The organism is Mesorhizobium oxytropidicola, assembly GCF_056174625.1.
In genome coordinates this window covers 6725326-6751188 of the sequence record NZ_CM149692.1, presented here as the reverse complement: position 1 = coordinate 6751188, position 25863 = coordinate 6725326, and the positions used below count along the sequence as shown (strand labels likewise).

At 63.0% G+C, this 25863-nt stretch carries 22 protein-coding genes and 1 pseudogene; 18 read left to right on the top strand and 5 right to left on the bottom strand.

The window, feature by feature from the left end; genetic code table 11:
• The first annotated feature begins 59 nt into the window (after positions 1 to 59).
• The 4 genes and pseudogenes from AC0V8S_RS33590 (at position 60) to AC0V8S_RS33575 (ending at position 6350) form a co-directional block, all read left to right on the top strand.
• The gene (locus AC0V8S_RS33590) at positions 60 to 947 is read left to right on the top strand and encodes a LysR substrate-binding domain-containing protein (RefSeq protein WP_475435876.1); all 888 of its coding nucleotides are present in this window, start codon (positions 60 to 62) and stop codon (positions 945 to 947) included.
• A 194-nt stretch (positions 948 to 1141) separates the two neighbouring features.
• Positions 1142 to 2797 (top strand): ABC transporter substrate-binding protein, encoded by a 1656-nt coding sequence (locus tag AC0V8S_RS33585; RefSeq protein ID WP_475435874.1) that lies wholly within the window; start codon positions 1142 to 1144, stop codon positions 2795 to 2797.
• A gap of 113 nt (positions 2798 to 2910) precedes the next feature.
• Positions 2911 to 5330: pseudogene (locus AC0V8S_RS33580) on the top strand (GcvT family protein).
• Positions 5331 to 5447: 117 nt separating this feature from the next.
• A complete protein-coding gene (locus AC0V8S_RS33575; RefSeq protein ID WP_475435872.1) occupies positions 5448 to 6350 on the top strand; it encodes an SMP-30/gluconolactonase/LRE family protein in 903 nt (300 codons plus the stop codon).
• Positions 6351 to 6428: 78 nt separating this feature from the next.
• On the opposite strand, the gene AC0V8S_RS33570 is transcribed toward AC0V8S_RS33575, so the two are convergent.
• The 4 genes from AC0V8S_RS33570 to AC0V8S_RS33555 form a co-directional block, all read right to left on the bottom strand.
• On the bottom strand, positions 6429 to 7334 hold the full coding sequence (locus tag AC0V8S_RS33570; RefSeq protein ID WP_475435870.1) for an allantoinase PuuE: 906 nt from the start codon (positions 7332 to 7334) through the stop codon (positions 6429 to 6431).
• 48 nt (positions 7335 to 7382) lie between these two features.
• Positions 7383 to 8450: a pyridoxal phosphate-dependent aminotransferase gene (locus AC0V8S_RS33565; RefSeq protein ID WP_475435868.1), complete on the bottom strand. Its 1068-nt coding sequence runs from the start codon at positions 8448 to 8450 to the stop codon at positions 7383 to 7385.
• 208 nt (positions 8451 to 8658) lie between these two features.
• The gene (locus AC0V8S_RS33560; protein WP_475435866.1) at positions 8659 to 10221 is read right to left on the bottom strand and encodes a GMC family oxidoreductase; all 1563 of its coding nucleotides are present in this window, start codon (positions 10219 to 10221) and stop codon (positions 8659 to 8661) included.
• A 148-nt stretch (positions 10222 to 10369) separates the two neighbouring features.
• Positions 10370 to 11158: a GntR family transcriptional regulator gene (locus AC0V8S_RS33555; RefSeq protein WP_244661543.1), complete on the bottom strand. Its 789-nt coding sequence runs from the start codon at positions 11156 to 11158 to the stop codon at positions 10370 to 10372.
• 65 nt (positions 11159 to 11223) lie between these two features.
• Between AC0V8S_RS33555 and AC0V8S_RS33550 the strand changes: the two genes are divergently transcribed.
• The 10 genes from AC0V8S_RS33550 (at position 11224) to AC0V8S_RS33505 (ending at position 20550) form a co-directional block, all read left to right on the top strand.
• Positions 11224 to 12060, top strand: a complete 837-nt coding sequence (locus tag AC0V8S_RS33550; RefSeq protein WP_475435864.1) for an alpha/beta fold hydrolase — start codon at positions 11224 to 11226, stop codon at positions 12058 to 12060.
• Positions 12061 to 12102: 42 nt separating this feature from the next.
• A complete protein-coding gene (locus AC0V8S_RS33545; protein ID WP_475435862.1) occupies positions 12103 to 13242 on the top strand; it encodes an FAD-dependent oxidoreductase in 1140 nt (379 codons plus the stop codon).
• Positions 13243 to 13310: 68 nt separating this feature from the next.
• On the top strand, positions 13311 to 13901 hold the full coding sequence (locus AC0V8S_RS33540) for an amino acid synthesis family protein (protein ID WP_010914328.1): 591 nt from the start codon (positions 13311 to 13313) through the stop codon (positions 13899 to 13901).
• Between the two features lie 29 nt (positions 13902 to 13930).
• Entirely contained in the window at positions 13931 to 14389 is a 459-nt protein-coding gene (locus AC0V8S_RS33535) for a YbhB/YbcL family Raf kinase inhibitor-like protein (protein ID WP_096458675.1), read from the top strand.
• Positions 14334 to 15182 (top strand): class II aldolase/adducin family protein, encoded by an 849-nt coding sequence (locus AC0V8S_RS33530; RefSeq protein WP_475435859.1) that lies wholly within the window; start codon positions 14334 to 14336, stop codon positions 15180 to 15182. Before AC0V8S_RS33535 ends, AC0V8S_RS33530 begins: the two co-directional genes overlap by 56 nt.
• Before the next feature lie 116 nt (positions 15183 to 15298).
• Positions 15299 to 16930, top strand: a complete 1632-nt coding sequence (locus AC0V8S_RS33525) for a GMC family oxidoreductase (protein ID WP_475435857.1) — start codon at positions 15299 to 15301, stop codon at positions 16928 to 16930.
• Positions 16927 to 17856: a 5-formyl-3-hydroxy-2-methylpyridine 4-carboxylate 5-dehydrogenase gene (gene fhmpcd1 / locus AC0V8S_RS33520; RefSeq protein ID WP_475435856.1), complete on the top strand. Its 930-nt coding sequence runs from the start codon at positions 16927 to 16929 to the stop codon at positions 17854 to 17856. The genes AC0V8S_RS33525 and fhmpcd1 overlap by 4 nt, the downstream gene beginning before the upstream one ends.
• Before the next feature lie 2 nt (positions 17857 to 17858).
• Positions 17859 to 18692, top strand: a complete 834-nt coding sequence (locus tag AC0V8S_RS33515; RefSeq protein ID WP_475435854.1) for an ABC transporter ATP-binding protein — start codon at positions 17859 to 17861, stop codon at positions 18690 to 18692.
• Positions 18689 to 19504, top strand: a complete 816-nt coding sequence (locus AC0V8S_RS33510) for an ABC transporter permease (protein ID WP_475435852.1) — start codon at positions 18689 to 18691, stop codon at positions 19502 to 19504. Before AC0V8S_RS33515 ends, AC0V8S_RS33510 begins: the two co-directional genes overlap by 4 nt.
• A 35-nt stretch (positions 19505 to 19539) precedes the next feature.
• A complete protein-coding gene (locus AC0V8S_RS33505; RefSeq protein ID WP_183456496.1) occupies positions 19540 to 20550 on the top strand; it encodes an ABC transporter substrate-binding protein in 1011 nt (336 codons plus the stop codon).
• A 37-nt stretch (positions 20551 to 20587) separates the two neighbouring features.
• Here the strand turns inward: AC0V8S_RS33505 and AC0V8S_RS33500 are convergent, their stop codons facing one another.
• Positions 20588 to 21013: a hypothetical protein gene (locus AC0V8S_RS33500; protein ID WP_244661544.1), complete on the bottom strand. Its 426-nt coding sequence runs from the start codon at positions 21011 to 21013 to the stop codon at positions 20588 to 20590.
• 152 nt (positions 21014 to 21165) lie between these two features.
• Between AC0V8S_RS33500 and AC0V8S_RS33495 the strand changes: the two genes are divergently transcribed.
• The 4 genes from AC0V8S_RS33495 (at position 21166) to AC0V8S_RS33480 (ending at position 25822) form a co-directional block, all read left to right on the top strand.
• Positions 21166 to 22143 (top strand): putative B6 ABC transporter substrate-binding protein, encoded by a 978-nt coding sequence (locus AC0V8S_RS33495; protein WP_475435849.1) that lies wholly within the window; start codon positions 21166 to 21168, stop codon positions 22141 to 22143.
• A 77-nt stretch (positions 22144 to 22220) separates the two neighbouring features.
• A complete protein-coding gene (locus tag AC0V8S_RS33490) occupies positions 22221 to 23789 on the top strand; it encodes a putative B6 ABC transporter ATP-binding protein (protein ID WP_183456502.1) in 1569 nt (522 codons plus the stop codon).
• The gene (locus AC0V8S_RS33485; RefSeq protein WP_475435847.1) at positions 23786 to 24883 is read left to right on the top strand and encodes a putative B6 ABC transporter permease subunit 2; all 1098 of its coding nucleotides are present in this window, start codon (positions 23786 to 23788) and stop codon (positions 24881 to 24883) included. The genes AC0V8S_RS33490 and AC0V8S_RS33485 overlap by 4 nt, the downstream gene beginning before the upstream one ends.
• 3 nt (positions 24884 to 24886) lie before the next feature.
• A complete protein-coding gene (locus AC0V8S_RS33480; RefSeq protein ID WP_027042522.1) occupies positions 24887 to 25822 on the top strand; it encodes a putative B6 ABC transporter permease subunit 1 in 936 nt (311 codons plus the stop codon).
• The last annotated feature ends 41 nt before the right edge of the window (positions 25823 to 25863 follow it).

Here is a 25863-nt window from a genome sequence, read left to right as displayed (position 1 = left end):
ATGATTGAACGCCGGCCGGTCTGTGCGATAGCTATCCCTGCATCTTGCAGGAGAGAGCGATGAAGCCGCCACCCCCGTTGAACTATATCAGGTCTTTTGAGAGTTCGGCTCGGCATCTCTCCTTCACCGCCGCCGCCAACGAACTCGGATACACGCAGGCCGCGGTCAGCACGCATGTCCGTGCGCTCGAACAATACATCGGACGGCAATTGTTCATCCGTTATCCGCGCAGCCTCAAGCTCACCGAAATGGGCGAGTCCTTCCTGCCGACCTTGCGCCAGGCCCTCGATCAGATCGACCAGGCGACGGAGGCGATCGTGACGTCTTCGCGCAACCGCACCGTGGTCGTCTCCTGCCCGATGAGCCTGGCGGAGAACTGGCTGGCCGGCTGCATGGCGGCGTTTCGCAAGAAACATCCCGAGATCGAGATCGTGCTGCACGGCACGATCTGGGAGGACATCAGCGAACAGATCGCCGACATCACGATTTCGACGCGGCGTTTCGACGACCGCCCGCCCGCGGGCATCCCGCTTTGGAACGACGAGCTGTTGTTGCTCTGCGCTCCGGCACTGCTGGATGGCGAACACGCGCTGAAGACGCCGCGCGATATTCTCAAGGTGGATTGGATCTTCGTGCATGGCCGTCAGGAATACTGGCAGGTCGTCACGACGGCGCTTGGCCTCGACATGGACGAGCACGACAAGGGGCTGTCGACGAACGCTTCCAACATCGCGCTCGAACTCGCTGCCATGGGGGCCGGACTGGTCGCCACCCAGCGGTCGCTTGCCCACGCCTATCTGCGTCGCGGGCTGCTCGTCGAACCCTTTCCGGTTCGGCCGCCAAGCCCCTGGAATTACTACCTCACCGAGAGCCAGCTCTCGAAAGGCAACATCGCTCGCATCGTGCGGGAATGGATCCTGTCACGCGCGCGGGAAGACGGCGCTTGACAGTGATCCGCAAGCGGGTGGCAAGCTCGCGCTCAAAAAATTGACACGCCAATGGCATCGTTTTTTTAGGTCTTGAGGGCCGGTTTTTGGCGGTTCTTCAGGGCCTGAGCCCTTCCGGGATTTTTGCATCGCCCCTAACATGGATATCGCAAGGGGAATGTAACGGGCGGAAAGCCCTGAACCGGAGAACAACGATGACAATGTTCAAGAGCAACGGTGATCGCGTCCCGGCGGTCATCGAAAGCTACGCAGCCGAAGTCAAAAGCGGCAGGATGGATCGCCGCGAATTCCTGGCCATGGCAAGCGCGATGGGCGCTTCCACGGCATTCGCCTATTCGATGGCCGGCATCGAACCGGCCAAGGCCGCGGCGATCGTGCCCGGCAAGAAGGGCGGCATCCTCAAGATGCAGATGATCATCAAGGACATGAAGGATCCGCGCTCCTGGGATTGGTCCGAGATCGCCAACGTCATGCGCCAGTGCAACGACTACATGATCCGCTACACCACCGACTTCACCTTCGAGGGCCATCTCATCGAGAGCTGGGAAGTCAGCGACGACGCCACCGAGTACACGCTGCATCTGCGCAAGGGCGTGAAGTGGTCGAACGGCGACGACTTCAACGCCGACGACATCGTCCATAACATCGAGCGCTGGTGCGACAAGGCGGCCGAAGGCAATTCGATGGCCGGGCGCATGAGCTCCCTGATCGATCCCGCCACCAAGAAAGCCGCAGCCGGCGCCATCACCAAGGTCGACGACCACACGGTGAAGCTGAAATGCCATCAGTCCGACGTCACCATCATTCCGGGCTTTTCCGATTATCCGGCGGTCATCGTCCATCGCGACTTCGACAAGAACGGCGCCGACATGCTCAAGACGCCCGGCACCGGTCCCTATGAGCTGATCTCGTACAAGGTCGGCGAGTCGGCCTCAGTGCGGCGGCGCAAGGACTTCACCTGGTTCGGTGGCGAGCCCTATCTCGATGGCGTCGACTGGACCGACTACGGATCGGACGCCTCCAACCCCGCCATCGGCAGCGCCTTCGAGGCCGGTGAGATCGACTGCAACTATCAGACCGTGGGCGGCACGGTCGATCTCTATGACGGCATGGGCCTGGTCAAGGAGCAGGTGGTCACCGCCGGCACCATCGTGCTGCGCACCAACGTGACCAACAAGCCGTATGACGACAAACGCGTGCGCAACGCCATCCAGCTCGCGGTCGACAACGAGACGGTGCTGAAGCTCGGCTACAGCGGCCTTGGACAGGTCGCGGAAAACCACCATGTCTGCCCGATCCATCCGGAATATTATGCGCTGCCGAAAGTGCCGCGCGATCTCGCCAAGGCCAAGGCGCTGATGGCCGAGGCCGGCCAGACGGATCACGAGTTCGAGCTGATCTCCTACGATGCGGACTATGTGAAGGACCCGGCCGACGTCGTCGCCGCGCAGATGCGCGAGGCCGGTTTCAAGGTCAAGCGCACCATCATTCCGGGCTCGTCGTTCTGGAACGACTGGACGAAGTATCCGTGGTCGACCACCGACTGGGGCATGCGGCCGCTCGGCGTCCAGGTGCTGGCGATCGCCTATCGCAGCGGTGAGGCCTGGAACGAGTCAGGCTACGCCAATCCGGAATTCGACAAGAAGCTCAACGCGGCGCTCGCCGTAGCCGACGTCGACAAGCGCAAGGAACTGATGAAGGACGTCGAGCTCATGCTGCAGGACTCCGGTATCCTCGTCCAGGCGTTCTGGCGTTCGCTCTACCGGCACCACGCGACCTATGTGAGGAACCTCGGCATGCATCAGACATTCGAACTGCAGCTCGATAAGGTCTGGCTAGACAAGGCATAAGCCGGGCCGGTCATTGCAAATATCTCAGGGGCGCATGTTGCGCCCCTGACCTCGCCGGGCGACTGCGATTGAATCAAACGCAGGGATAAAGTCGCCGAACAAAGGGAAGAAACATGCGTACCCATGCACAAGCCGTTGTCATCGGCGGCGGTCTGATCGGCTGCTCGATCCTCTATCACCTTGCCAAGTTCGGCTGGACGGATGTCGTGCTGCTGGAGCGCAGCGAACTGACCTCCGGTTCCACCTGGCATGCGGCGGCCAACATCCACGGCTTGCATGATTCCACCAACATCAGCCGCCTGCAGCACTACACCATGGCGCTCTACAAGGAGCTGGAGGCCGAGACCGGCCAGGGCTGCGGCATCTTTCAGCCGGGCTCGCTCTATCTCGCCCAGACCGAGGCGCGCGAGCATCAGCTGCGGCTCCAGGAAGCCAAGGCGCGGCGCTACAAGATGAATTTCTACGAAGTCGCCCGTGACGAGGCGGAGCGGCTGCACCCGCTGGTCGACTTCGACGGCATACGCTGCATCATGTATGAGCCGGAAGGCGGCAATGTCGATCCGTCCGGCGTCACCGCTGCCTACGCCGCCGGCGCGCGCCAGCGCGGCGCCGAGATCCATCGCTTCACGCCGGTCACCGCCACCGAGGCGCAACCCGACGGCAGCTGGATCGTGCGCACGCCGAAGGGCGACATCCACACGCAATGGGTGGTCAACGCCGCCGGCCTGTGGGGCAGGGAGGTCGCCGCGATGGCTGGCCTGCAACTGCCGCTGATCCCGACCGAGCACCAGTATTTCGTTACCGAGACCATTCCGGAAATCGCCGCCATGGGCCGCCGCTTGCCCTCGGTCGCCGATCGCGACGGCGAGTATTATCTGCGCCAGGAAGGCCTCGGGCTGCTCATCGGCGCCTACGAGCGCAAGATGAAATTCTGGGCCGAGGACGGCACGCCGCTGGATTTCGGCCACGAACTGTTTCCCGATGATCTCGACCGCATCGAGGAGAACATGCTGCGCGCGATCGCGCGCGTCCCGGCCGTCGGCACCGCCGGCGTCAAGAAGGTGATCAACGGACCGATGATCTGGTCACCCGACAGCGCGGTGCTGTTCGGACCGGTGCCCGAACTCAGCAACTATTTCTGCTGCAACGGCATCATTCCCGGCTTCTCGCAGTCGGGCGGCATGGGCAAGCTGGCCGCCGAGTGGATGATCGAGGGCGAGCCTTCGCTCGACATGTTCGCCTGGGACATGGCGCGCTTCGGCCACTGGGCCGGCAAGGCCTTCACCAAGGCCCGCGTCCAGGACCAGTACAGCCATCGCTTCAAGATCCATTTCCCCAACGAGGAACGCGCTGCCGGGCGACCGGTACGGACCCGGCCCGCCTATGAAATGCAGAAGCAGATCGGCGCCGTCTTCGGCCTCAATTTCGGTTGGGAGCACCCGTTGTGGTTCGCCGCCGAGGGCGAGCCGCGCGAGGAAACGATCGGCTTCACCCGCCAGAACTGGTGGGGACCGGTGGGCCGCGAGGCGCGCATGCTGCGCGAACGCGCCGGCATCATCGACATCTCCAATTTCGCCAAATACGAGGTCAAGGGTACTGGCGCCGAGGCCTGGCTCAATGCGCTGTTCGCCAACCGCATGCCGGCAAAAATCGGCCGCTCCTGCCTGACGCCACTGATCGGCAAACGCGGCGGCATTGCCGGCGACTTCACCGTGACCAGGCTCGCCGACGACGAATTCATGGTCATCGGCTCCGGCATGGCCGAGCGCTTCCACCAAAGGTTCTTCAAGGCCGTCCCATTGCCCGAGGGCACGACCTTCCGCTCGCGAACCGAGGACCTCTGCGGCTTCAACGTGGCCGGACCGAGTTCGCGCGGCCTGTTGCAGCGCCTGACCAATGAGGATCTGTCGAACGAGGCATTCCCCTTCATGCAGTCGCGCCGGATCACCGTCGCCGGTATCGATGTGGTGGCGCTCAGGGTGTCCTTCACGGGCGACCTTGGCTGGGAACTGCATTGCAAGGCCGCCGACCAGGTCGAGCTCTACGACGCGCTGCTCAAGGCCGGCAACGAAGTCGGCGCCGGACCGGTCGGATCGCGCGCGCTGATGTCGCTGCGGGTCGAAAAGGGCTATGGTAGCTGGAGCCGCGAATACTCGCCGAATATTGGCCGCAGGAGGTCAAGTTCGATGGCCTTGTCAAAATGGACAAGGGCGCGTTCCTCAACCGCGACGCCTATGCCGCCATCGCTGAAAAACCGGCCCGCGATGAACTCATCATGCTGTCGATCGACGCCAGGGATGCCGATGCGACCGGCGGCGAGCCGATCTTCCTCGCCGACGGTACGCCGATCGGCCAGGTCTCTTCAGGCGCCTACGGCTATTTCGTCGAGCAGTCCCTGGCGCTCGGCTATGTCAAGGCGGGCTCCGCCAGGGCCGGCGACAAGGTCTCGGTCGCCATATTGGGAAGGCCGCATGAGGCGATCCTGCTGCCGCATCCGCCCTTCGATCCCGAGGGCAAGCGGCTGCGCTCGTAGAAGCTCGGCCATCCGTCCATCCGGGGAGCCAACCGACGAAAAAACCGTAGCCGGCCGGAGACGCCGGCGAAGCTGAATGAGGAAGATTTCGACCACTAGAAAACAAAGGGGAATCGCATGTTAAAAAAGCATCTGCTGGGCACCCTGTTTGCCCTGGCCCTCACATCCTCCGCGCATGCGGGAGACGTCAAGGTCATCAATCAAGACGCGTGGTTCGCCGAAGGTCCGATCTGGTATCAGGACAAGCTCTTCTACGTCGAATATGGCCGCGGCACGGTGACCGTGTGGGACGGCAAGAAGAATGAAATCTTCTGGAAGATGGACGGTTGTGGCCCTTCGGCGGTGTTGCCGACGACCACTGGCGAGTTCCTTGTCACCTGCTACGACAGCAACTCGATCGGCCGCATCTCCGCCGACGGCAAGACGCTGCCGGCCTATGACAAGGACACCGACGGCAAGCCGTTCAGCGGACCGAATGACTTCGCGCCCGACAAGGATGGCGGCATTTATTTCACCGGCTCTGGCAAGGGCGGGCCGTTGATCGATGCTTCGGCCTATTACATCGGCAAGGACGGCAGCGTGAGGAAGGTCGCCGGCGACCTGCACAATGCCAATGGCCTCGTCATGTCGAACGACGGGAAAATCCTGTACCTGGTCGAGACCGAGGATAACAGGATCATCGAGTTCGACGTCCAGCCCGACCACAGCCTGTTGAACCGCCGCGTCTTCCTGCGCCTCGACGATCTGTTCTCGAACCAGCCGCATATCTGGCCTGACGGCATCAAGATGGACAAGGCCGGCGAGATGTATATCGGCCAGAGCCCGCGCTCGCTCGATGCGCCAGGCAAGATCATCGTCGTCGACAAGGATGCGAAGCTGCTGCGCACGCTTTCGGTGCCGTCGCCATCCATGCCGAACTTCGCCTTCGGACCGGATGAGAAGGTGCTCTACGTCATGGCGCTCGACCAGATCGATGCGGCACCCTGGCGTGGCAAGGTCTACGAAGTTCCGAACAAGTAGGGTCGCCGGCGGCCGGAGCAATTCCAGGAAAAGTGCGAAGCGGTTTCCCTTAGGAAAACAATGCAGTCGGATATCGCCTCAGCCGCCGAACCGATCCAGCCAATGTTGGGCAAGGTCGGAGCGGCGGCAGATCCAGATGTCCGGATTGGCCTTGATCTTGTCGAGGAAGCGGGTCAGCCCGATCATCCGGCCCGGCCGGGCGGCCAGCCGGCAGTGCAGCGACACGGTCATCATGCGCGGCGTGCGCCCGCCTTCGGCCAGCAGCCAGTCCACGCCATCGCTGACATATTCGAAGAATTGGCTGCCGGTCTCCAGGCCGGAGCCGCGCGAGAACCGGCTGTCATTGTTGTCGAAACTGTGCGGCACGACCAGGTGCCGCTTGTCATCGACGTCGACGAAATAGGGCAGGTCGTCATTGTAGTCGTCGCAGTCGAACAGGAAGCCGCCATGCTCCGCCACCAGCCGGCGCGTGTTGAGACTTGGCCGGCCGGTGTACCAGCCGAGCGGGCGGATGCCGGTGATCTGCTGCACCGTGTCGACGGTCATCGCGATGTGCTGGCGCTCCTCCGCCTCGCTCAGCGGCGCGTAGTCGATCCAGCGCCAGCCATGGCAGACGATATCGCTGCCGAGTTCGGCAATCGCCTTGCCGGCGGCCGGGTTGAGCTCCAGCGCGCGCCCGACAACGTAGAACGTCGGAATGACGCCTTTATCCTGGAAGAGCGAGGCCAGCCGCCAGACGCCGACGCGTGAACCGTATTCGTAAAGCGATTCCATGTTGCGGTTGCGCAGGCCAGGCACCGCCGGCGACACGGCAAGGTCCGACAGGATCGCCTCGGAGACGCCGTCGCCCTCGCCGATGCTGTATTCGGCGCCTTCCTCATAGTTGATGACGATGTTGAGTGCCAGCTTGGCGCCGCCTGGCCACTGGGCTGAAGGCGGCTTGTCGCCATAGCCGATGAAGTCACGGACGGGCAGGTATGGCATCTCTCAAATCTCCCCAGGATGCAGTCGCAAAAGATGCGGTCGCCGGCTCTAGTCACCGCGCATGTCGACCAATATACGCAGCGCCCGGTCCATCATCTCTTGCGGGCCAACCGTCGCGCGCAAACAGTCGGTGAGGCCGTAGCCACCCAGGCTCCGCACGATGATATCGGCGCCGCGCAAGCTTCTCTCGGCCGCCTCCGCGGCGGCTGCGCTGGAGAAGCGCATCAGCACGAAATTCGTCCGGCTTTCGGGAACATGGTATCCGGCAGATCGCAGATTGTGCGCAAACCGATCGCGGATTGCGGCCGTGCGGGCCACCGTTTCGCGCATATAGGCCTGGTCCTCCACGGCCGCGACGGCCATTGCGAGGCTCGGCGTCGTGACCTGGTTCGAATTCTGCATCTTGCGCACTTGCGCCCCGACCGAAGGCGCAAACAAGCCCCAGCCGACGCGTGCACCGGCCAGGCCATAGGCTTTGGAGAGGGTGCGCAACACCACGGTGTCGCCGCGCGGGACAAGTGCGAAGATCGGCCCGGGGTCCTGGTCGTCGAATTCACCATAGGCCTGATCGATCACCAGCAGCACGTCCGGCCGCAACGCCGCGCGCAGCCGCAGCAGTTCGCTGTTGCCGATACGGGTGCCGGTCGGATTGCCCGGATTGCAGACGAAAACGATACGCGTTGCTGGCGTGACAGCGGCCAGGATGCTGTCGATCGAAACGGTGAAATCGTGCTCTTCTGCCTTGACGTAGACCGCACCAACGCGCGCGGCGGCGGATGCGGCGAAATTATAGGCATAGGCGGTGCCCAGCACCTCATCGCCCGGTCCGGCAAACGCCGCGACTGTGCAACTGATCAGGTCCATCGAACCGGCTCCGCACAAGATCAGGCTGCGCTCGACCCCATAGGCCTGCGCGAGCGCCTCGCGCAGTGCCGTCCAGTCCGGGTCGGGATACAGATGGCTGCGGGCAACCGCGTCCTGGCCAGCGGCGATCGCCTTGGGGCTGGGCGGAAAGGCGCTCTCGTTCTGAGCAAGGGTTGGCCGGTCATAGCCGCCGAAATTCGCAAGGGCGAAGGCAGACATGGCCTCGATATGAGCGGCTGCTTTCAGGGGCACGGCGCATCCATGGGAATTTGGATGTCGATCATCTCGCGCACCACCTTTTGTCGGACCGGCTCATGGACAAGCTACAATCCGCCAGCATGTTCACAAGCAAAAACTAACCGCGCAATGGCTCCGAAATTCTGGCCCTTGTTGGGGTCGTCCGCGCAAGAGCGAAGAATCCATCGACGAGTGGACTGGTCAAGAATACCAGCCCTTCGGGTCAGGATTGCAGGATTTCCCGGTGCCGTCGGGCGAAGGTCTCGGCGATCGCGAGCACCGCGGCATGAATCGGTCCCGCGGTGAGGTTGGGCATGATCGACGCGTCCACGACAAAAAGATTGTCGAGCGCCTTGAGCCGTAGATTTGCATCGACGACGGCGTCCGGATCCTTACCCATCCTGCAAGTCCCGCAGGGATGATGATGCGTGATGACCGACCGCGCGATGAAGTCGTCCATCTCGGCCGCACTGTTCAGCGTGCCTGGCAGGAGTTCGCGCTCTCGCCAGCCGGCGAGTTCATCGCTATGCCCGATTGTCCGTGCCGCCTCGAGGGCTTGGCGAAACAGCGCACGGTCGCGGCCTGTTTGCAGGTATGCCGGGTCGATGATCAGGGGATCGCCGAGTTCAGGCCCACTTATGCGCACGCTGCCGCGGCTCGTTGGGTGGGTGATGCCGAACAGCAGCGAGTAGGCCGTGCCGGCGGCAGGCGCCTGGAAGCATTCGGACACGATCGGCGCGATGCCGCAGCCAACGACTATTTCTGGCCGCCCGGCAGCGGTGAAGTTATCAGCGCGTATATAGGCCATCGATTCCGAATGTTGGAGGCGCGATGGCGGCACCGGCTTGCGGGCCGCATAAAGGTTGCCGGCACCAAGCAGGTGGTCCTGAAGGTTTCGACCGATTCCAGGCATATCGATTAAGCAGCCAACGCCCGCTGCATCGAGCACATCGTACGGGCCGATGCCAGAACGCATCAGCAAAGCCGGACTTTCCAGCGCTCCGGCACAAAGGACAATTTGGTCCGCAAAGATTTCAACCGACCCCTGTCGCCCTGCGACCTCGAGGCTGCGGACCTGATTGCCCCTGAGATTGAGGCGCCGCACCCGGGATCCGGTAAGGATGGTCAGGTTTTTGCGCTCTCGAACCGTCCCGGTGAGCCAGGCGTCAGCCGCCGTGACCCGCCGCCCGTCGCGAATGTTCAAGGAGTTCGGGGTAACGCCGATCATCTCTCCGCTGTTGTGGCCCGCAAGGCGAGGCAGGCCCAATGATGCGCCTGCCTCGATGAAGGCACGAGCAACCGGACTGACTTCGTCCGCCGGCAGATGGATCGGCAACGGCCCGCTTTTGCCGTGAATACCGTCGCCACCAAGCGGGTGGTCTTCGATGGCCTGGAAAACCGGCAGCAGTTCATCCCAACCCCATCGACGATCCCCGGTCGCGTCGACCCAGGCCTGGAAGTCGGAGGGATGACCGCGCATGTAGCCCATCGCGTGCAGGCAGCTCGAGCCGCCGATCAACCGCCCGCGCGCCCAATGATGCACCCGGCCCGCAGTGCCGGCTTGCGGCTGCGTGCGATAGTCCCAATCGTAGCTGCGGCCCTGAAGTGCCGGCCACGCAGCGGGGTTCCAGATGTCGGGATCCGTCGCCTCTTCGCCTGCCTCGATCAGCAGAACGCGACTGTCCGGATCTTCACTCAGTCGCGCTGCAAGCAACGTCCCGGCCGACCCGCCGCCGACGATGACGATATCGCAATTCGGTTTGCGCTCGACATTGGCCCTGGCCATCATCACTCCATCTGCCACTGCTGGATTCGACAGCCGGCACCTCTGACACCGACACGGTGAAGAGCCGCGCACCGATCTGCGTTCGGCCGATCCGAAACGTCATGAAAGACTTCGAGACTTCAGACGGAACGACAGTCCATCGAAGAGTTCAAATTCCGTTGTCCATGGATATCTTCGCCGCCGCTTTCGCCCTCAGGACGTGCTGTTTGGAGGCTTTGCGGGCGGCCTTCTCGTCGCCGGCGGCGATGGATTCGAAGATCTCCCTCATCTCCGCCAGGCTGCTTTGTGCTCTGCCCTCCAAGGACATCGATCGTCCTCGAAAGAAGCTGATCCGGGCCACAAGACCGCGATGGACTTCCTCCAGGATCGGATTCCCGCAATTCGCCAATATGATCGAATAGAAGTCCGCGGCGGTCATGACCTGCGCCAGGCTGTCATTGCTGGATGCCGCCTCTTCGAATGCGGAAAGAGATTTCTCAAGTTCACGCAACTGCTCAGGCGAAATCCTCAACGCGCATCGTCCCGCCGCCTCGACCTCCAACAACTCTCGAACCTCGTAGATGGCGGTTGCCACCTCCCACGAAAGTGCCGGTACCGACGGCCCGCGGTTAGGGACGATCTCGATCAGGCGCTCGGCCTCAAGACTGCGCAAAGCCTCACGTAGCGAGGGGCGGCTGATGCCCAGTTGTGTGCACAGTTGACTTTCGATGAGGCGGCTTCCCGGCTGGAACAGCCCGGAGAAGATCGCGAGCCGTAACTTGTCGACGGTCTCCCGTTGCACGGTCCGAGGCGAAATTCGCAAATTCAAATCTGGGGGCATCGATAACGTCTCATGGGCTTTTGAGTCGCAAGCTGAAGCAGCATACGCCACGCCGTTGAAATTTGACAGCAGGATAGCCTGATTGTCAAATCTGAAGATTGCAAGAATGTCAGACAATCTGCTTGACGCCACCCCGGTCTGTATGATCCTTTTGCAGGAGACGAGCAGCGGAGGCGAGGATCATGGACATGGCGGCGGACACACCTTCCGGCCACATCATCTCGCGACGCATCGACATTGGCCACATCACCTTGAACGTGCGCGAAATAGGCAACGGCCCATTGATGCTGTTCTTCCACGGCATCACCTCCAACTCCGCCGTCTTCGAGCCGTTGATGGCTCGGCTCTCGGATCGCTTTACGACGATTGCGGTCGACCAGAGGGGGCATGGCCGTAGCGACAAGCCGGAGGCCGGCTACGAGGCGAATGACTACGCCGCCGACATCGCCGGCCTGATACGCACGCTCGATCGCGGTCCTGCCGTCCTCGTCGGACATTCGCTCGGTGCCAGGAATTCGGTCACGGCCGCGGCCAAATATTCGGATTTGGTGCGGTCGGTCGTCGCAATCGACTTCACGCCGTACATCGAGACCGAAGCGTTGGACGCGCTGGAAGCGCGGGTGAACGCAGGCAGCCAGCTTTTCGAGGATGTCAGGGCTGTCGAGGCATACCTCGCTGGCCGCTATCCGAACATTCCCGCCAACGCCATCAGGATCAGGGCTGAGAGCGGCTATCAGTCGGTCGATGGCGGATTGCGCCCACTGGCCCCGCCCGCGGCCATGGCGCAGACCGCCAGGGGCCTGCGAGCGGACCTGGTGCCCGCCTACCGGGACGTGACGAAGCCCGTCCTCATCGTGCGGGGCGAGACGAGCAAATTGGTCTCGGCGGCGGCGCTGGCGAAGACAAGCCGGCTGCGGCCCGATCTGCCTGTCGTCGTCGTTCCGGGCGCCGACCACTACGTCAACGAGGTCTCTCCCGAGATCACGCTGAAAGCCATCACCAACTTCATAGACGCCTGACGGCCAAGCGCCGTCTTCTTGTACGCAGCATCAGGATAGAAAATGGCCAACGTAAACAAAACTCCGGGCAAGACGCGTCGCGCCGAGGTCGCCGGCGGCGGCTTTGCCGGCCTGACGGCCGCCATCGCTCTCAAGCAGAACGGTTGGGACGTCAGGCTGCATGAAAAGAGCTCGGAGCTGCGGGCATTCGGCGCGGGCATCTATCTCTGGCACAATGGCCTTCGCGTGCTCGAAGGACTGGGCGCCCTGGACGATGTTCTCCAGGGCTCACACACGCCTCCGACCTACGAGACTTGGATGCACAACAAGTCGGTTTCCAAGGAGACGTTCAACGGTCTCCCCTGGCGCATCATGACCCGCAGCCACCTGCACGATGCCCTGGTCAACCGCGCCCGTGCGCTTGGTGTCGACATAAGCGTCAATTCCGAGGCGGTCGCCGCCGATCCGGAAGGCCGCCTGACGCTTCAGAACGGCGAGGTCCTCGAAGCCGACCTGATCGTCGGCGCCGATGGCGTTGGCTCCAAGGTCAGGGATTCCATCGGTTTCAAACAGGATCGATGGGTTTCGAAGGATGGTCTCATCCGATTGATTGTCCCGCGCATGAAGAAAGATCTCGGTCATGGCGAGTGGGACAATACCATCGACATGTGGAACTTCTGGCCGCGCGTCCAGCGCATTCTCTACTCGCCCTGCAATGAGAATGAGCTCTATCTCGGCTTGATGGCTCCGGCCGCCGATCCTCGCGGCTCGAGCGTTCCGATCGACCTCGAAGTTTGGGTCGAGATGTTTCCTTTCCTGGAACCGTGCCTGATCGAAGCAGCCAAGCTGAAAACCGCCCGGTACGACAAGTACGAAACGACCAAGCTGGATAGCTGGACAAGAGGCAAGGTCGCCCTTGTGGGAGATGCCGCGCACGCAATGTGCCCGGCTCTTGCCCAGGGCGCCGGTTGCGCGATGGTCAACGCCTTCAGCCTGTCGCAGAACCTGGAGGAAGGCTTTTCGGTCGAGGACGCGCTCGTCGCGTGGGAGACGCGCATTCGCCCGATCACGGATCGCTGCCAGGCCCTGTCCGGCGACTATGCGGCGAACCGCTCGCTCTCGAAGGGAAACATGTTCACGCCGGCCGCACTCGAAGCTGCCCGCTACGACCCGCTGCGCCGTGTCTACTCATGGCCGCAGTAGTGTCGGCAAGCCGGCCAACGAATTAATCGGTGCGTGCGGAAACAGCGCGCGCCCTTCAGGAGATAAAGATGAACTATTCCAGTGAAGTCGAAAGAGATTATGATGTCAGGGGATGGTACTCCTCGGTCCAGGAAAGCCGGCATGACGGCGGCACGCCTGGCGAAACCCTCGTCAAAGTCGCGACTGGCGTTGTCATACGCAATCCCTTCGCCGGAAAGTTCGTCGCCGAACTGTCCGATCTGACCAATCCGAGTGCTGCGATCGGTCATGCTCTCGGCGAGAGAGCCGTGGCGCTGCTCGGCAACAGGCCGGTCGAAAGCTATGGCAAGGGCGGCATCGCGGGCACATCAGGCGAACAGGAACATGTCGTCGCTTGCATAACCACGGTATTCGGAGATCCGCTGCGCCAGCAGGTGGGCGGCGGCAAGGCCTGGATCTCGTCGGTCAGCAAGGTCGCTGTCGCTGGCACGACCATCGACATTCCGCTCGCCCACAAGGACGAGCTCTACATCCGTTCCCACTATGACGCCGTCACCTTTTCCGTGCCGGATGCGCCGCGCCCGGACGAGCTTTTGATCTGCGTCGCCGTCGCATCGGGTCCGCGCGTGCATCAGCGCGTCGGCGGCAAATCCGTCGCCGACCTCAAGGCCGGCGTCTAGTTCGATCGAAATTGCTGAAGGACGAATTCATGCCCCTGAACATCAAGGACCTCAAGATTACGTCGGCGGACTTCAAGCCGCTCGGGAAACTGCGCGACGAACATGCCGGCGACAAAGGCAACGTATTGCCCAGGCTTACCGTCAGCGGCGTCCCGGCAGGGACGAAGGAACTCGCGGTCATCTGCCACGATCCGGACGCGCCGCTCGCCAACGGTTTCACGCATTGGGTGGTCTACGGCATCGATCCCTCGACCACCGACCTTTCGGATGCGCAGGAGAAGTTCCGCGTTGGCCCCAACGGCGCCGGCGGCAAGCAATATTACGGGCCTCAGCCGCCCGCTGGTCATGGAGAGCATCACTACTATTTCTGGGTCTATGCCCTGGACACGAAGGTCGAAGGCACGCCCACCCGGGAGGAGTTCCTGCAGAAATATGCCGGCAACATCATCGAGCAGAACCGGATCGTCGGCATCTACGAAAACAAGTGAAATCCGCGGCCCTGGCGACCGACAACAACAACAAGAATGGTCGCCATCGCCGCAACGGGAGAATTTGGAAATGAAAGACAACAGCCCAGCGCGCCAGAAGGTCTTCGAAGAGCTTGTTACAGCAACGAAGATACTGCTGAACGAAGGTATCCTGGATACGTTCGGGCACATCAGCGCCCGTGACCCCGAGGATCCCGAAAGCTTCTTTCTGGCGCAGAAGCTCGCTCCAAGCCTGATAACGGCCGGTGACATCCAGCGGTTCAACCTCGACGGCGAAACCTTGGACAACCGGCCATCCTATCTGGAGCGCTATATCCACAGCGAGATCTACAAGGCACGGCCCGACGTCCAGTGCGTGCTCCACAGCCATTCGCCGGCTGTCCTGCCCTATTGCTTCACCGACCGGCCGCTGCGGCCCGTGACCCATATGGGGGCTTTCCTCGGCGACGCCGTCCCGGTCTACGAGATACGCGACAAGCAGGGAGACGCTACCGATCTCTTTGGCGGCAGCCGGAGCGTCTGTGCGGACATTGCTGAAAGCCTCGGGACTTATCCCGTCGTGCTTATGGCGCGGCACGGCGTCGTCAATGTCGGCAGTTCTGTGCGGCAGGTGGTGTTCCGGGCTTTCTATCTTGAACAGGAGGCGGCAGCGCAGACAGCCGGCCTGCGGATCGGCACGATCAAGTATCTGTCGCCGGGCGAAATCAAGGCCGCGGGAAATCTCGTCGGCGCGCAGATCGACCGTGGATGGGATCACTGGTCGCAGCGCCTCAGGCAAGCGGGCCTGGCCTAGGGTCCGCGGGTGTTTGAACATACCCGGAAGACCTTGGTCCTGGCCCCGGTTTTCCGGGCTCGATCGCAATGGGTTCCCTGACGCCACGGCGTCAGACGAAGGCAATGAAACGCACCATGCCGCATGCTGATAGCTACGATTACATCATTGTTGGGGCCGGATCGGCCGGTTGCGTGCTGGCCAATCGGCTGAGCGCCGATCCGAGATGTTCGGTGCTGTTGCTGGAAGCCGGCGGCTGGGACCGCGATCCCATGATCCATATACCGCTCGGCTGGGGCAAGATCCTGACCGAGCGTCGCCACGACTGGATGTATTTCTGTGAGCCGGAAGACAATGTCGGCGGACGCAGGGTCGAGTGCGCGCGCGGCAAGGTTGTCGGCGGATCCTCGTCGACCAACGCCATGGCCTATGTGCGGGGCAATCGCGGCGATTACGATCGTTGGGCAGCTTCAGGGCTCAGCGACTGGTCGTATGACAAGGTGCTGCCATATTTCCGCAAGCAGGAAAGCTGGGAAGGCGGCGAGAACCAATATCGCGGCGGCAGCGGTCCGGTCAGCACCCAGTTCTGCCGCTACAAGGACACGCTGATCGACGCCTTTGCGCAAGCCAGCGTGCAGGCCGGCTACGGGCAGACGACAGATTACAATGGCGAGCGGCAGGAAGGGTTCGGCCGCCTCCAGATGACGATTTCAAAAGGCCGGCGCGCCTCGACTGCGTCAGCCTATCTGCGGCCGGTGCTGAAGCGGCCCAACCTGACCGTCCTGACGGAAGCGAGCGCTACGAAGATTGTGCTGGAGGGTGCACGCGCCACAGGCGTCACCATCAATCATCGCGGCGGCGAACGCACGGTTCTCGCCCGCAAGGAAGTGCTGCTTTCCGGCGGTGTGATCAACACGCCGCAACTGATGATGCTGTCGGGCATTGGGGCGCAGGATGAGCTTGCCGCGCACGGCATCCAGACGCGGGTCAACCTGCCGGCCGTCGGCAAGAACCTGCAGGATCACGTCTCGGTCATCCTCATGTACCGGCGCCGGGCTCCGGGCGGCCCTTTCCTGCGCAACATGCGTGCCGACCGGATCGGGTTCGATTTCGTCAAGACCTACCTGACGGGACGCGGTTTTTCCGGCGATGTGCCCGGCGGTGTCGTCGCCTTCCTGAAGAGCGGCCCGGCGCGGCCGTTGCCGGATGTGCAACTGCTCTTCACGGCGGCGCCGCTCGCCGCATGGCCATACTTCAAGCCGTTCAAGGCGCCGTTTGCGGACGGCTTCGCAACGCGCATCGTGGCGACGCAGCCTGAAAGCCGCGGAGCGGTGAAACTGGCGTCGGCCGATCCTTCGGCGACACCCCTGATCCACCAGAATTTCCTCGCCTCGCCGAAGGATTGGGAATCGCTGCGGGCCGGCTTCCGGGTGGCGCGGGATCTCGCGTCGCAGCCCTCGATGCAGCCCTTCATCGAGGCGGAGTTTTTCCCCGGGCCGAAGTGTCAGAGCGACGACGAGATCGACGAGCATATCCGCAAGACCTCCATCACCGTGCATCATCCGGCCGGGACCTGCCGGATGGGGGCCGATGCGGCCTCGGTCGTCGACCCGCAATTGCGCGTTCGCGGCGTCCAGGGCCTGAGAGTGGTGGACGCTTCCGTCATGCCCGACCTGGTCTGCGGAAACATCAATGCGGCAGTGATCATGATTGCTGAGAAAGCCGCCGACCTCATCGCAAGCTCGAAAGAAAGCGGGGCAGTGCAATGATCCGAAATATCGCCATCGTCGGTCTGGGTACGATGGGACCGGGCATGGCTGCCCGGCTCGCAAGAGGCGGCCTCCAGGTCGTCGCCTACGATGTTGCCCCGGCAGCGATCGAGCGCGCGCGATCCATGTTGGGCGTGGCCGAGGGCGTTCTCGACGCCTTGGGTATCGCGCCGCCATCGGCCGGCGTTGGAACGGTTCGCTTCACCGATGATATCGGCGACGCGGTATCCGGTGCCGACCTCGTCATCGAGAACGTTCCTGAAAACATTTCGGTCAAGGCCGACGTCTATCGCACGATCGACGGCCTGATAGGCTCGGACACGATCGTCGCATCCGACACATCCGGTATCCCGATCACCAAGCTGCAGGCGCATGTCTCGCATCCCGAGCGGATGGTCGGCATGCACTGGTCGAACCCGCCGCACATCATCCCGATGATCGAGGTGATCGCCGGCGAGAAGACAGCGCCGCAAACCGTGGCCACGATCCGCGACCTGATCCGCTCGATCGGCTTGCTGCCGGTGGTGGTGAAGAAGGATGTTCCGGGCTTCGTCGAGAACCGCGTGCTCTATGCGCTGCTGCGCGAGGCGGTCGACCTTGTCGAACGCGGCGTCATCGATCCGGAGGATCTCGACACCTGTGTGTCGTGGGGCATCGGCTACAAGATCGCCGTCATCGGACCGATGGCGCTGCTCGATATGGCGGGGCTGGATATCTACAAGTCCGTCTCCTCCTTCCTCAACGCCGATCTCTCCAATCGCGACGATGTCGCGCCCATGGTGCTGGAAAAGACGAACGCGTCGAAGCTCGGCATCAAGTCGGGCGAGGGCATGTTCTCCTATACGCCCGAGCAGACCAAGGCGCTGCAAGGCGAACGGGCGCGTAAGCTCGTTGCCGTGCGGCGCATCCTGGAGGGCCGGGAGTAGCCATGCGCATGGAACCCATTCGAGCAGCAGGCGGTCGGCCAGCTCATATCCGCCACGATGACGACCTGATCTCCGCCAAGGGTGTTTCGCTGGTCATGGCCAGCCAGCTGATTCTGCAGAACATCGATCTGTCGATCCCGAAGGGGTCGTTTGTCTCCCTTATCGGTCCTTCCGGTTGCGGCAAGAGCACCTTGCTCAAGGTTCTGGCCGGGCTTGTGAATCCGACGAGCGGCAGCGTTTCGATCGCCGGGCTTCCGCCGGTCGAGGCGGCGCGCAAGCGCATGATCGGCCTCGTCTTTCAGGACGCCAATTTGCTTCCCTGGAAGAATGCCGTCGACAACGCATCGATGCTGCTTGGCATCGCCGACAGATCGCTCTCGCGCGCCGATTTGCGGGCACGCGGGCAGGAGATGCTGGAACTGGTGGGGTTGGGCGACAGCGCCCACAAGCGCCCGCATGAATTGTCCGGCGGCATGCGCCAGCGCGTCGCCATCGCGCGGGCCCTAGCGCTCGATCCGGCGGTGCTGCTGATGGACGAGCCATTCGGCGCGCTCGACGCCATTACCCGCGATTCGATGGGACAGTCGCTGCTGGAGATCTGGCAGCGCACCGGCAAGACCATCGTGCTCGTCACCCATTCCATAGACGAAGCCATCCACCTGTCGCGCCATGTCCACGTAATGGGGATCAAGCCTGGGCGGATCACCGAGAGCCTCGACATTGGTCTGCCCTATCCGCGCGATCTGTCGGTGACGGAAGATCCGGAATTCGTCAGGCTGGTGGTTCAACTGCGGGTGATGCTGCGCGCCAGCCATCAACCGGGAGGCGCATCATGAGCGATCAACCCATCACCAATTTCTCCGAGCCCCGGCCTGCCTCTAGCTGGGCGGCGGCGACAGGCAGCTGGCTTCCGGCGGTCATCCTTCTGCTGGCGACAATCGTGGTGTGGGAAGCCGTGGTGCGGATTTTCGCCATCTCCGCCTTCATCATTCCCGCCCCGTCGGAGATCGCGCAATCGCTGGTCGCGCAATGGCCAACGCTGATGCAGGCGAGCCTGGTGACGGCGGGCGAAATCCTGTTCGGATTCCTTGTCTCTGTCGTGGTCGGCATTGCCATTGCGCTGGTCATTGTGCGCTTCGACTGGCTGGGGCGAGCGCTCTATCCGCTGGTGGTGCTGTTCCAGAACGTGCCCAAGGTGGCGCTGGCGCCGATCTTCATCCTCTGGTTCGGCTACGGCCTCGCGCCCAAGATCGGCCTGATCCTGGTCATTGCCTTCTTCCCGGTGACATTGTCGATGCTGGCGGGCATGCAGTCGGTCGACCGCTCGCTGCTATCGCTGATGAATTCGGTCGGCGCCAGCCCGACGCAGATCCTGTTCAGGATTCGCGTTCCGCATTCGCTGCCCAACCTGATGGCCGGAACCAAGATCGCCGCGACGCTCAGCGTCATCGGCGCCATCGTCGGCGAATTCGCCGGCGCCTCGGATGGGCTCGGCTACGTCATCCAGTTCGCCTCGACCCAGCTCGACACCGCGCTGGTCTTCGCGGCCCTGCTCCTCGTTTCGGTGCTGGGCATCGCCTTCTATTACGCAGCCGAAATTCTCGAACGCATCGTGGTGCCGTGGGCGCCGAAATTCAGCCAGTCCTAGGCCCGCTCAATCAACCAACCAAAAAGGGAACAAAAATGCTCAGACGCTCACTTATCAAGGCAGTTGCCGTTGCAGCGGCCGTCGGTGCGCTTGGCTTCTCCGGCGCAGCACTGGCGGCGGACAAGGTCAGCGTCCAGCTCGACTGGGTGGTGCGCGGCAACCACGCCATGTTCTTCGTCGGCAAGGAGAAGGGCTTCTTCGCCAGGAACGACATCGACGTCGCCGAGATCCGCAAGGGGTCCGGCTCGCCGGACGCCATGCGGCTGGTGGGCAATGAAAACGCGGATTTCGGTTTCGGCGATCTTCCCACGCTCGCCGTCGCCCGGTCGCAGAATGTTCCCGTCGTGGCGCTGGCCGCTGTCAACCAGCACTCGCCGCTGGCGATCATCTCGCTGGCCAAGACGCTGAAGCTCACCAAGCCGGCGGATCTCAAGGGTCTTACCATCGGCATTCATCCGGCCGGTTCGACCTATATCTTCTTCAAGGGCTTCCTGGCGGCCAATGGTCTGACGGAGAAGGACATGACGCTGAACAGCGTCTCGCCGCCCTATGAAAGCTATCTGCTTCTAGGCCGTGTCCAGACGGTGGTCGGATATGTCGATGCCGAGGTTCCCGAGCTGGAGGCCAAGGCCGGCGGTCCCGGCTCGCTCAGCATCATGATGGGCTCGGACCATGGCTGGAAGGCCTATGGCTCCGGACTGTTCACCTCGCAGACGATGATCAAGGACAAGCCGGATGTCGTCGCCCGCTTCGTCAAGGCGTACAGGGAAGCTTTTGACTATGTCGTGGCGCACCCCGAAGAGGCCGCCGAGATCACCGCGAAGGCCGCACCCGGTTACGCCGACAAGAAGGATGTGCTGCTGGCGCAGATCAACGCCGACATCGCGTCGACCTTCACCAGCCCGGACACCAAGGAACACGGCCTCGGCTGGATGACGAAGACGCAGTGGGAGGAAACGCTGAAGACGCTCACCGATCAAGGCGTGCTCAAGACGGCTCTCTCGGCGGACGACGTCTTCAACGACACGTTCCTGGCAAAGAAATAGGAGGCGCGCGGTGTTGGGCGGACAAGTCGATGAGCGCCTACCGGCAGACCAGGCTGTCTTGCCCCATGGCGCAGGACACGGCGCGTCCGCCTTTCGCAGCGTCGGTGCGGTCGAGCGCTATCTGCACGCGTGTGGCATATGCGCGGCCAGCCAGGCCGCACCACAGCCGCTCGATGGGCAGGTTCTCGCGCTTGTCGTTGAGGATCGTGAACGTGCCCGTCTTGGGGTCGAACCAGAGCTCGATGCGGGCGCTCTTGCCCGGCTCGACCGTCGCGATCCCGGCCGAATACCAGTGGGCGAAGTCCGCATTGCAGGACAGCCCTTCAGTGCCCGCATTCGAAATCGTCAACGGCACCATGGCGAGGCCGTCGGTGCCCTTGCGGACGATGACATGGTGCAACTCAACCGCGTTGGCGAAGGATGTGAACGCCAGCATCACCGGAAGGACATAACGAATCTTCACTTTGCCCGATCTCCATGGGTAGATTTTCATCGGGCAGTCTATCTCGCTTATGCGCAATAACAATAAGAATATTGATTGGAAAATCAAACAGAGAGGGTAATATGTTAAAGATTCTTAAGAGCAGCGTAAGTGCAGTTGTACTGAGCAGTGTCTTGTTGGGAAGCGCGCTTGCCGGCGAAGTCAAGTCGATCGCCATCCTGACACCTGAAGAAGGCACCGACTACGGCTGGAACCAGCAAGGCATCGACGCCGCCAAGGCGGCGGGCAAGGCCGCCGGCGTCGAGGTGGTCGTGGCCCAGGGGCTCGGCTATGGCGACGTTCGCCCGACCTTGCGCGAACTTGCATCCGACGGCGCCAGCCTGCTGATCGCCCACGCCAGCGGTTACAACACGTCCGCGCCTGAAATCGCCAAGGAATTGAAGGTTCCGGTGGCGATCGTCGATACGCCGAACGGCCTGGAGAAGGGCCTCGTTGCAGACTACACGCTGAGCGGCCACCAGGGCGCCTATCTCGCCGGCCGTCTCGCCGCCAAGATGTCGCGTTCCAAGTCGGTCGGCATCGTCGTCTCGGGCGAACCGCCATCGTGGAATTCGCAGTCGGCGGCGTTCGCGCAAGGCGTGAAGGCGGAAAACCCGGACGTCAAGATCACCTATGCGGTGATCGGACCCGCCGCCTACAGCGATGCGGCCGGCGGCAAGCGCGTCACCGAAAGCGTGATCGCGTCGGGCGCCGACATCATCTTCGGCCAGGGCAACGGTTCGAGTTTCGGCATGCTGCAGGCGGTCGAGACGACCAAGGCAGCGGATGGCGGCAAGGTCTATTTCATCGATGTCATTGGCGACAAGTCGCCGATCGACAAGGGCTTCCTGCTGTCGTCGGTTGTGTGGAATATCGAGCCGGTCTATGCGGCGATGATCGCCGACCTGAAGGCCGACACGTTCGGCACCAAGCACTATACGATCGGCCTCAAGGACGACTCGGTGAAGCTGCTGAAAACCGCGGCCATTCCGGACAATGTCTGGACGGAAATCCAGGCGCTGCGCGAAGACGTCATTTCCGGCAAGATCAAGGTCGATCCGGTCTATGACGCCGCCGCCGTCCGGGCGCTGATGACCAGCGTCGCCCAGTAAGGCGATCAAGGTCGGCTGCCGGAGGGGTGATCCGTTCACCTCTCCGGCCGATTACCATTTTTTGGTGTTGGGCTTTCATGAGCAGTTCTTCTTCATCGTCCGTTGCCGGGCGCGACATCGTCGGGCTTGAAGGCGTGACCAAACGCTTTCCCGGCATCGTTGCCAATGACAGCATCGACCTGTCGATCCGTCCCGGCGAGGTGCATGTGCTGCTCGGTGAGAACGGTGCCGGAAAATCGACATTGATCGGCATGCTGTCGGGACTGCAGCAGCCGGACGAAGGGCGCATACTGGTCGACGGCAAACCGACCCCGATCACTTCGCCGCGCCATGCGCTGGCGCTGGGCATCGGTACCGTCTTCCAGCACATGATGCTGGTGCCGACGCTGACGGTGGCGGAAAACCTGTTGCTTGGCGGACCCTGGTGGCAACGTCCCAGGACCGAGGAGCTTGAGACGCGCGTCGCCGAGATCACCCGCAGTCTCGGCATCACGGTGAAGCTGCACGCCAAGGTGTCGGAGCTTTCGCTCGGCGAGCAGCAGCAGGTCGAAATCCTGCGCGCCATGGTGCGCAACAGCCGCCTGCTGATCCTCGACGAGTCCACCTCGATGCTGACGCCGAAAGGCATTGACGAACTGGGCGCGCTGATGCGCCGCCTTGTCGAGCAGGGCCTGGCGATCGTCTTCATCACCCACAAGCTCAAGGAAGCGGCGGCCTTCGGCGACCGCATCTCGGTGTTGAAGCTCGGTCGCAAGGTCGGCGAGATTCCACCCGAGCGGTTTCGAGCGCTGGGCGAACAGGCGATCATCTCCGAGATCGTGGAATTGATGTTCGGCAAGCAGAAGGACGATCCGGAAGCGGTCGAGCGCCCGGTCCGTACAGTCCGCACGGATGCCGCTCCGCTGCTTCAGGTCGCGGACCTCGCGGTCGCGCCGACTGGCAATGCGCCCGGCCTGTCGTCGATCTCCTTCGACATCCGCCCGGGCGAAATCCTCGGCATCGCCGGCATTGACGGCAACGGCCAGAAGCAGCTGGCGGAAGCGCTGGCTGGCCAGCGCGCCGCGACCAGCGGTTCGGTGCGGCTGGAGGGCACCGCCATCGAGGCGCTGAGCGTCGGCGAACGCCGTCGGTGCGGTCTGCGCTACCTGACCGACGACCGGCTGGGCGAAGGCACTGTCGGCACCTTCCCGGTCTCGATCAACTTCTTCCTCAAGCAGGTTGGCGCTGCGCCCCTCTGGCGCGGCGGCGTCGAGCAGCGCAGCGAGATCGACAAGCGTGCCGCTGAGCTCGTGCGCGAATATGATGTGCGCACGCCAAGCCTGAAGACGCCGGTCGCCCGGCTGTCCGGCGGCAACATCCAGAAGGTACTTCTGGCACGCGAACTGGCAGAGGGCGCCAAGGTGGTGATCTTCAACAAGCCGACCTATGGGCTCGATCTCGCCAACACATTGGCGTCGCGCCAGCGCATCCGCGATACGGCGGCCCGCGGCCTTGCCGTGCTCTTGATCTCCACCGACCTCGAGGAGTTGCTGAGCATGTGCGACCGCGTCGCCGTCATCGCCAACGGAGCGCTGGTCGGCACCGTCGAGAACACCGACGACGCCCGCACCAGGATCGGCCGCCTGATGATCGGACTTGCCGCATGAGCATCGACACCGCACCCACGGCCAGTGCCACAGCACTTGATGCCACGAGCGCGGCGACGACGCGTCGCGACATCCTGCATCGGCTGCTGATGACGCTCGGCCCGATCCTCATCGCACTCGTCATCGCCGGCTGTATCCTGCTTGCCGTCGGCGTCGACCCGCTCGCTTATTACGGCTTCGTGCTGGAGAAAGGCCTGTTCTCGCCGCTCGGTATCCAGCAGACGCTGACGCGGATGGCGCCGCTGCTGTTTCTTGCCGCCGGCCTGATCGTGGCCTTTCGCGCCGGCATGTGGAACCTCGGCGGCGACGGCCAGTTCCTGCTCGGCGCGGTAACGGCGGCCGCCAGCGCTCCGGTGTTGGTGGAGATCATGCCGTCCTGGCTGGCGCTGTTCTGCGCGTTCCTCATCGCCATGGCGGTGGCGATGGTCTGGTCGCTGGTGCCGGCGCTGCTGCGTGCCTATCAGGGCGTCAACGAGATCATCACCACGCTGATGATGACGTTCCTCGGCACCTCGCTCGCCAATGTTCTGGTCAAGCTGGTGTTTCGCGATCCCAGCACGACCGTGCCCCAGACCCGCACGCTGCCGGTGGAAGACCGCCTGCCGCGCCTGTTCGAAACGACCATCACCAGCGGCCTGCTGCTCGGCCTGGCGGCAATCATCATCGTGCATCTGGTGATGACACGCACGGCGTTCGGGCTGAAATTGCGCATCGTCGGCGCCAATCCGCGCGCGGCGGTTCATGCGGGGCTGGGCGTCCCTGGCCTGACCATCGCTGTCTTCGCCATTTCGGCCGGGCTCGCCGGCCTCGCCGGCGCCGTCGACATCATCGGCGTGCAAGGCAATGTCCGCGCCGACTGGAACCCCGCCTACGGGCTGGCGGTCATTCCGGCCGTGTTCCTCGCCCGCATGAACGGCTTTGCCGCGATCGGTTTCGTGTTCCTGCTCTCGGTGCTGTCGATCGGCGGCGAGAGCGCGGCGCGGCGGCTCGGCGTGCCCAACCATTTCACGCTGGTGCTGGTTTCCATCGTGCTGATCGTGCTCGCGCTCGCCGAATATTTCGATCATCGATACAACCAGTCGCGGAGGGCTTGAAGCATGACCGGGCTCTTCAGCGAAGTCTTTCTCAGCGCGCTGCTGTTCGGCGCCGTCACCGCCGCCATCCCGCTGCTGCTGGCCGGGCTTGGCGAGCAGATGTCGGAAAAGGCCGGCGTGCTCAACATCGGCATCGAAGGCATGATGCTGGCCGGCGCTTATCTCGGCTTTGTCGGCGCTTTCTACTCCGGGTCGCTATGGCTGGGGTTCCTCACCGGTGCCGCCGGCGGCGTCGCGGTGGCGCTGATCATGGCGCTGCTTTGCGTTCGCATCGGGCTGAATCAGATCGTCATCGGCATCGCGCTGACGCTCGGTCTCGAAGGCCTGACGGCGCTGCTTCATCATTTCCAATTCTCGCGCAGCTATCCCCGCCTGCCGGCGGCGGACGCCACCGTCATTCCGCTGCTGTCGGATATTCCGGTCATCGGGCCCGCCTTCTTCAAGCATCATCTGATCGTCTATCTGGCTGTCGCGCTGGTGTTCGCCATGGGCTACCTCTATCGGCGCACGCAGCTCGGCCTCAACCTGCAGGCAGCCGGCGACAAGCCGGCCGCGCTCGACGTCGCCGGTATCGACGTCATCAGGACCCGGACGATCGCGGTGCTGACGACCGGCGCGCTGGCCGGTCTCGGCGGCGCCTATCTCGCCAATGTCGGGGCGGGTCTGTTCATTCCGTTCATCACCAACGGCGCCGGCTTTCTCGGCATTGTGCTGGCCATGCTGGCGCGCGGCCGTCCGGTCTGGGTGCTGTTCGGCGCCTTGCTGTTCGGCGTCTGCCTGTCGCTGACGACGGCCATGCAGGTGGCGGGCATCAACATACCGACCGACATCATTCAGATGCTGCCGTTCCTGGCGGTGATGATCATGCTGGTTCTGTTCGGCCGGCGCGCCAGCCTGCCGGCCGCACTTGGCATTCCATACGAGCGCGGCGCGCGCTGACAACAATTCATGCGCGGATGGGACCCGCGCCAAAACAGGAG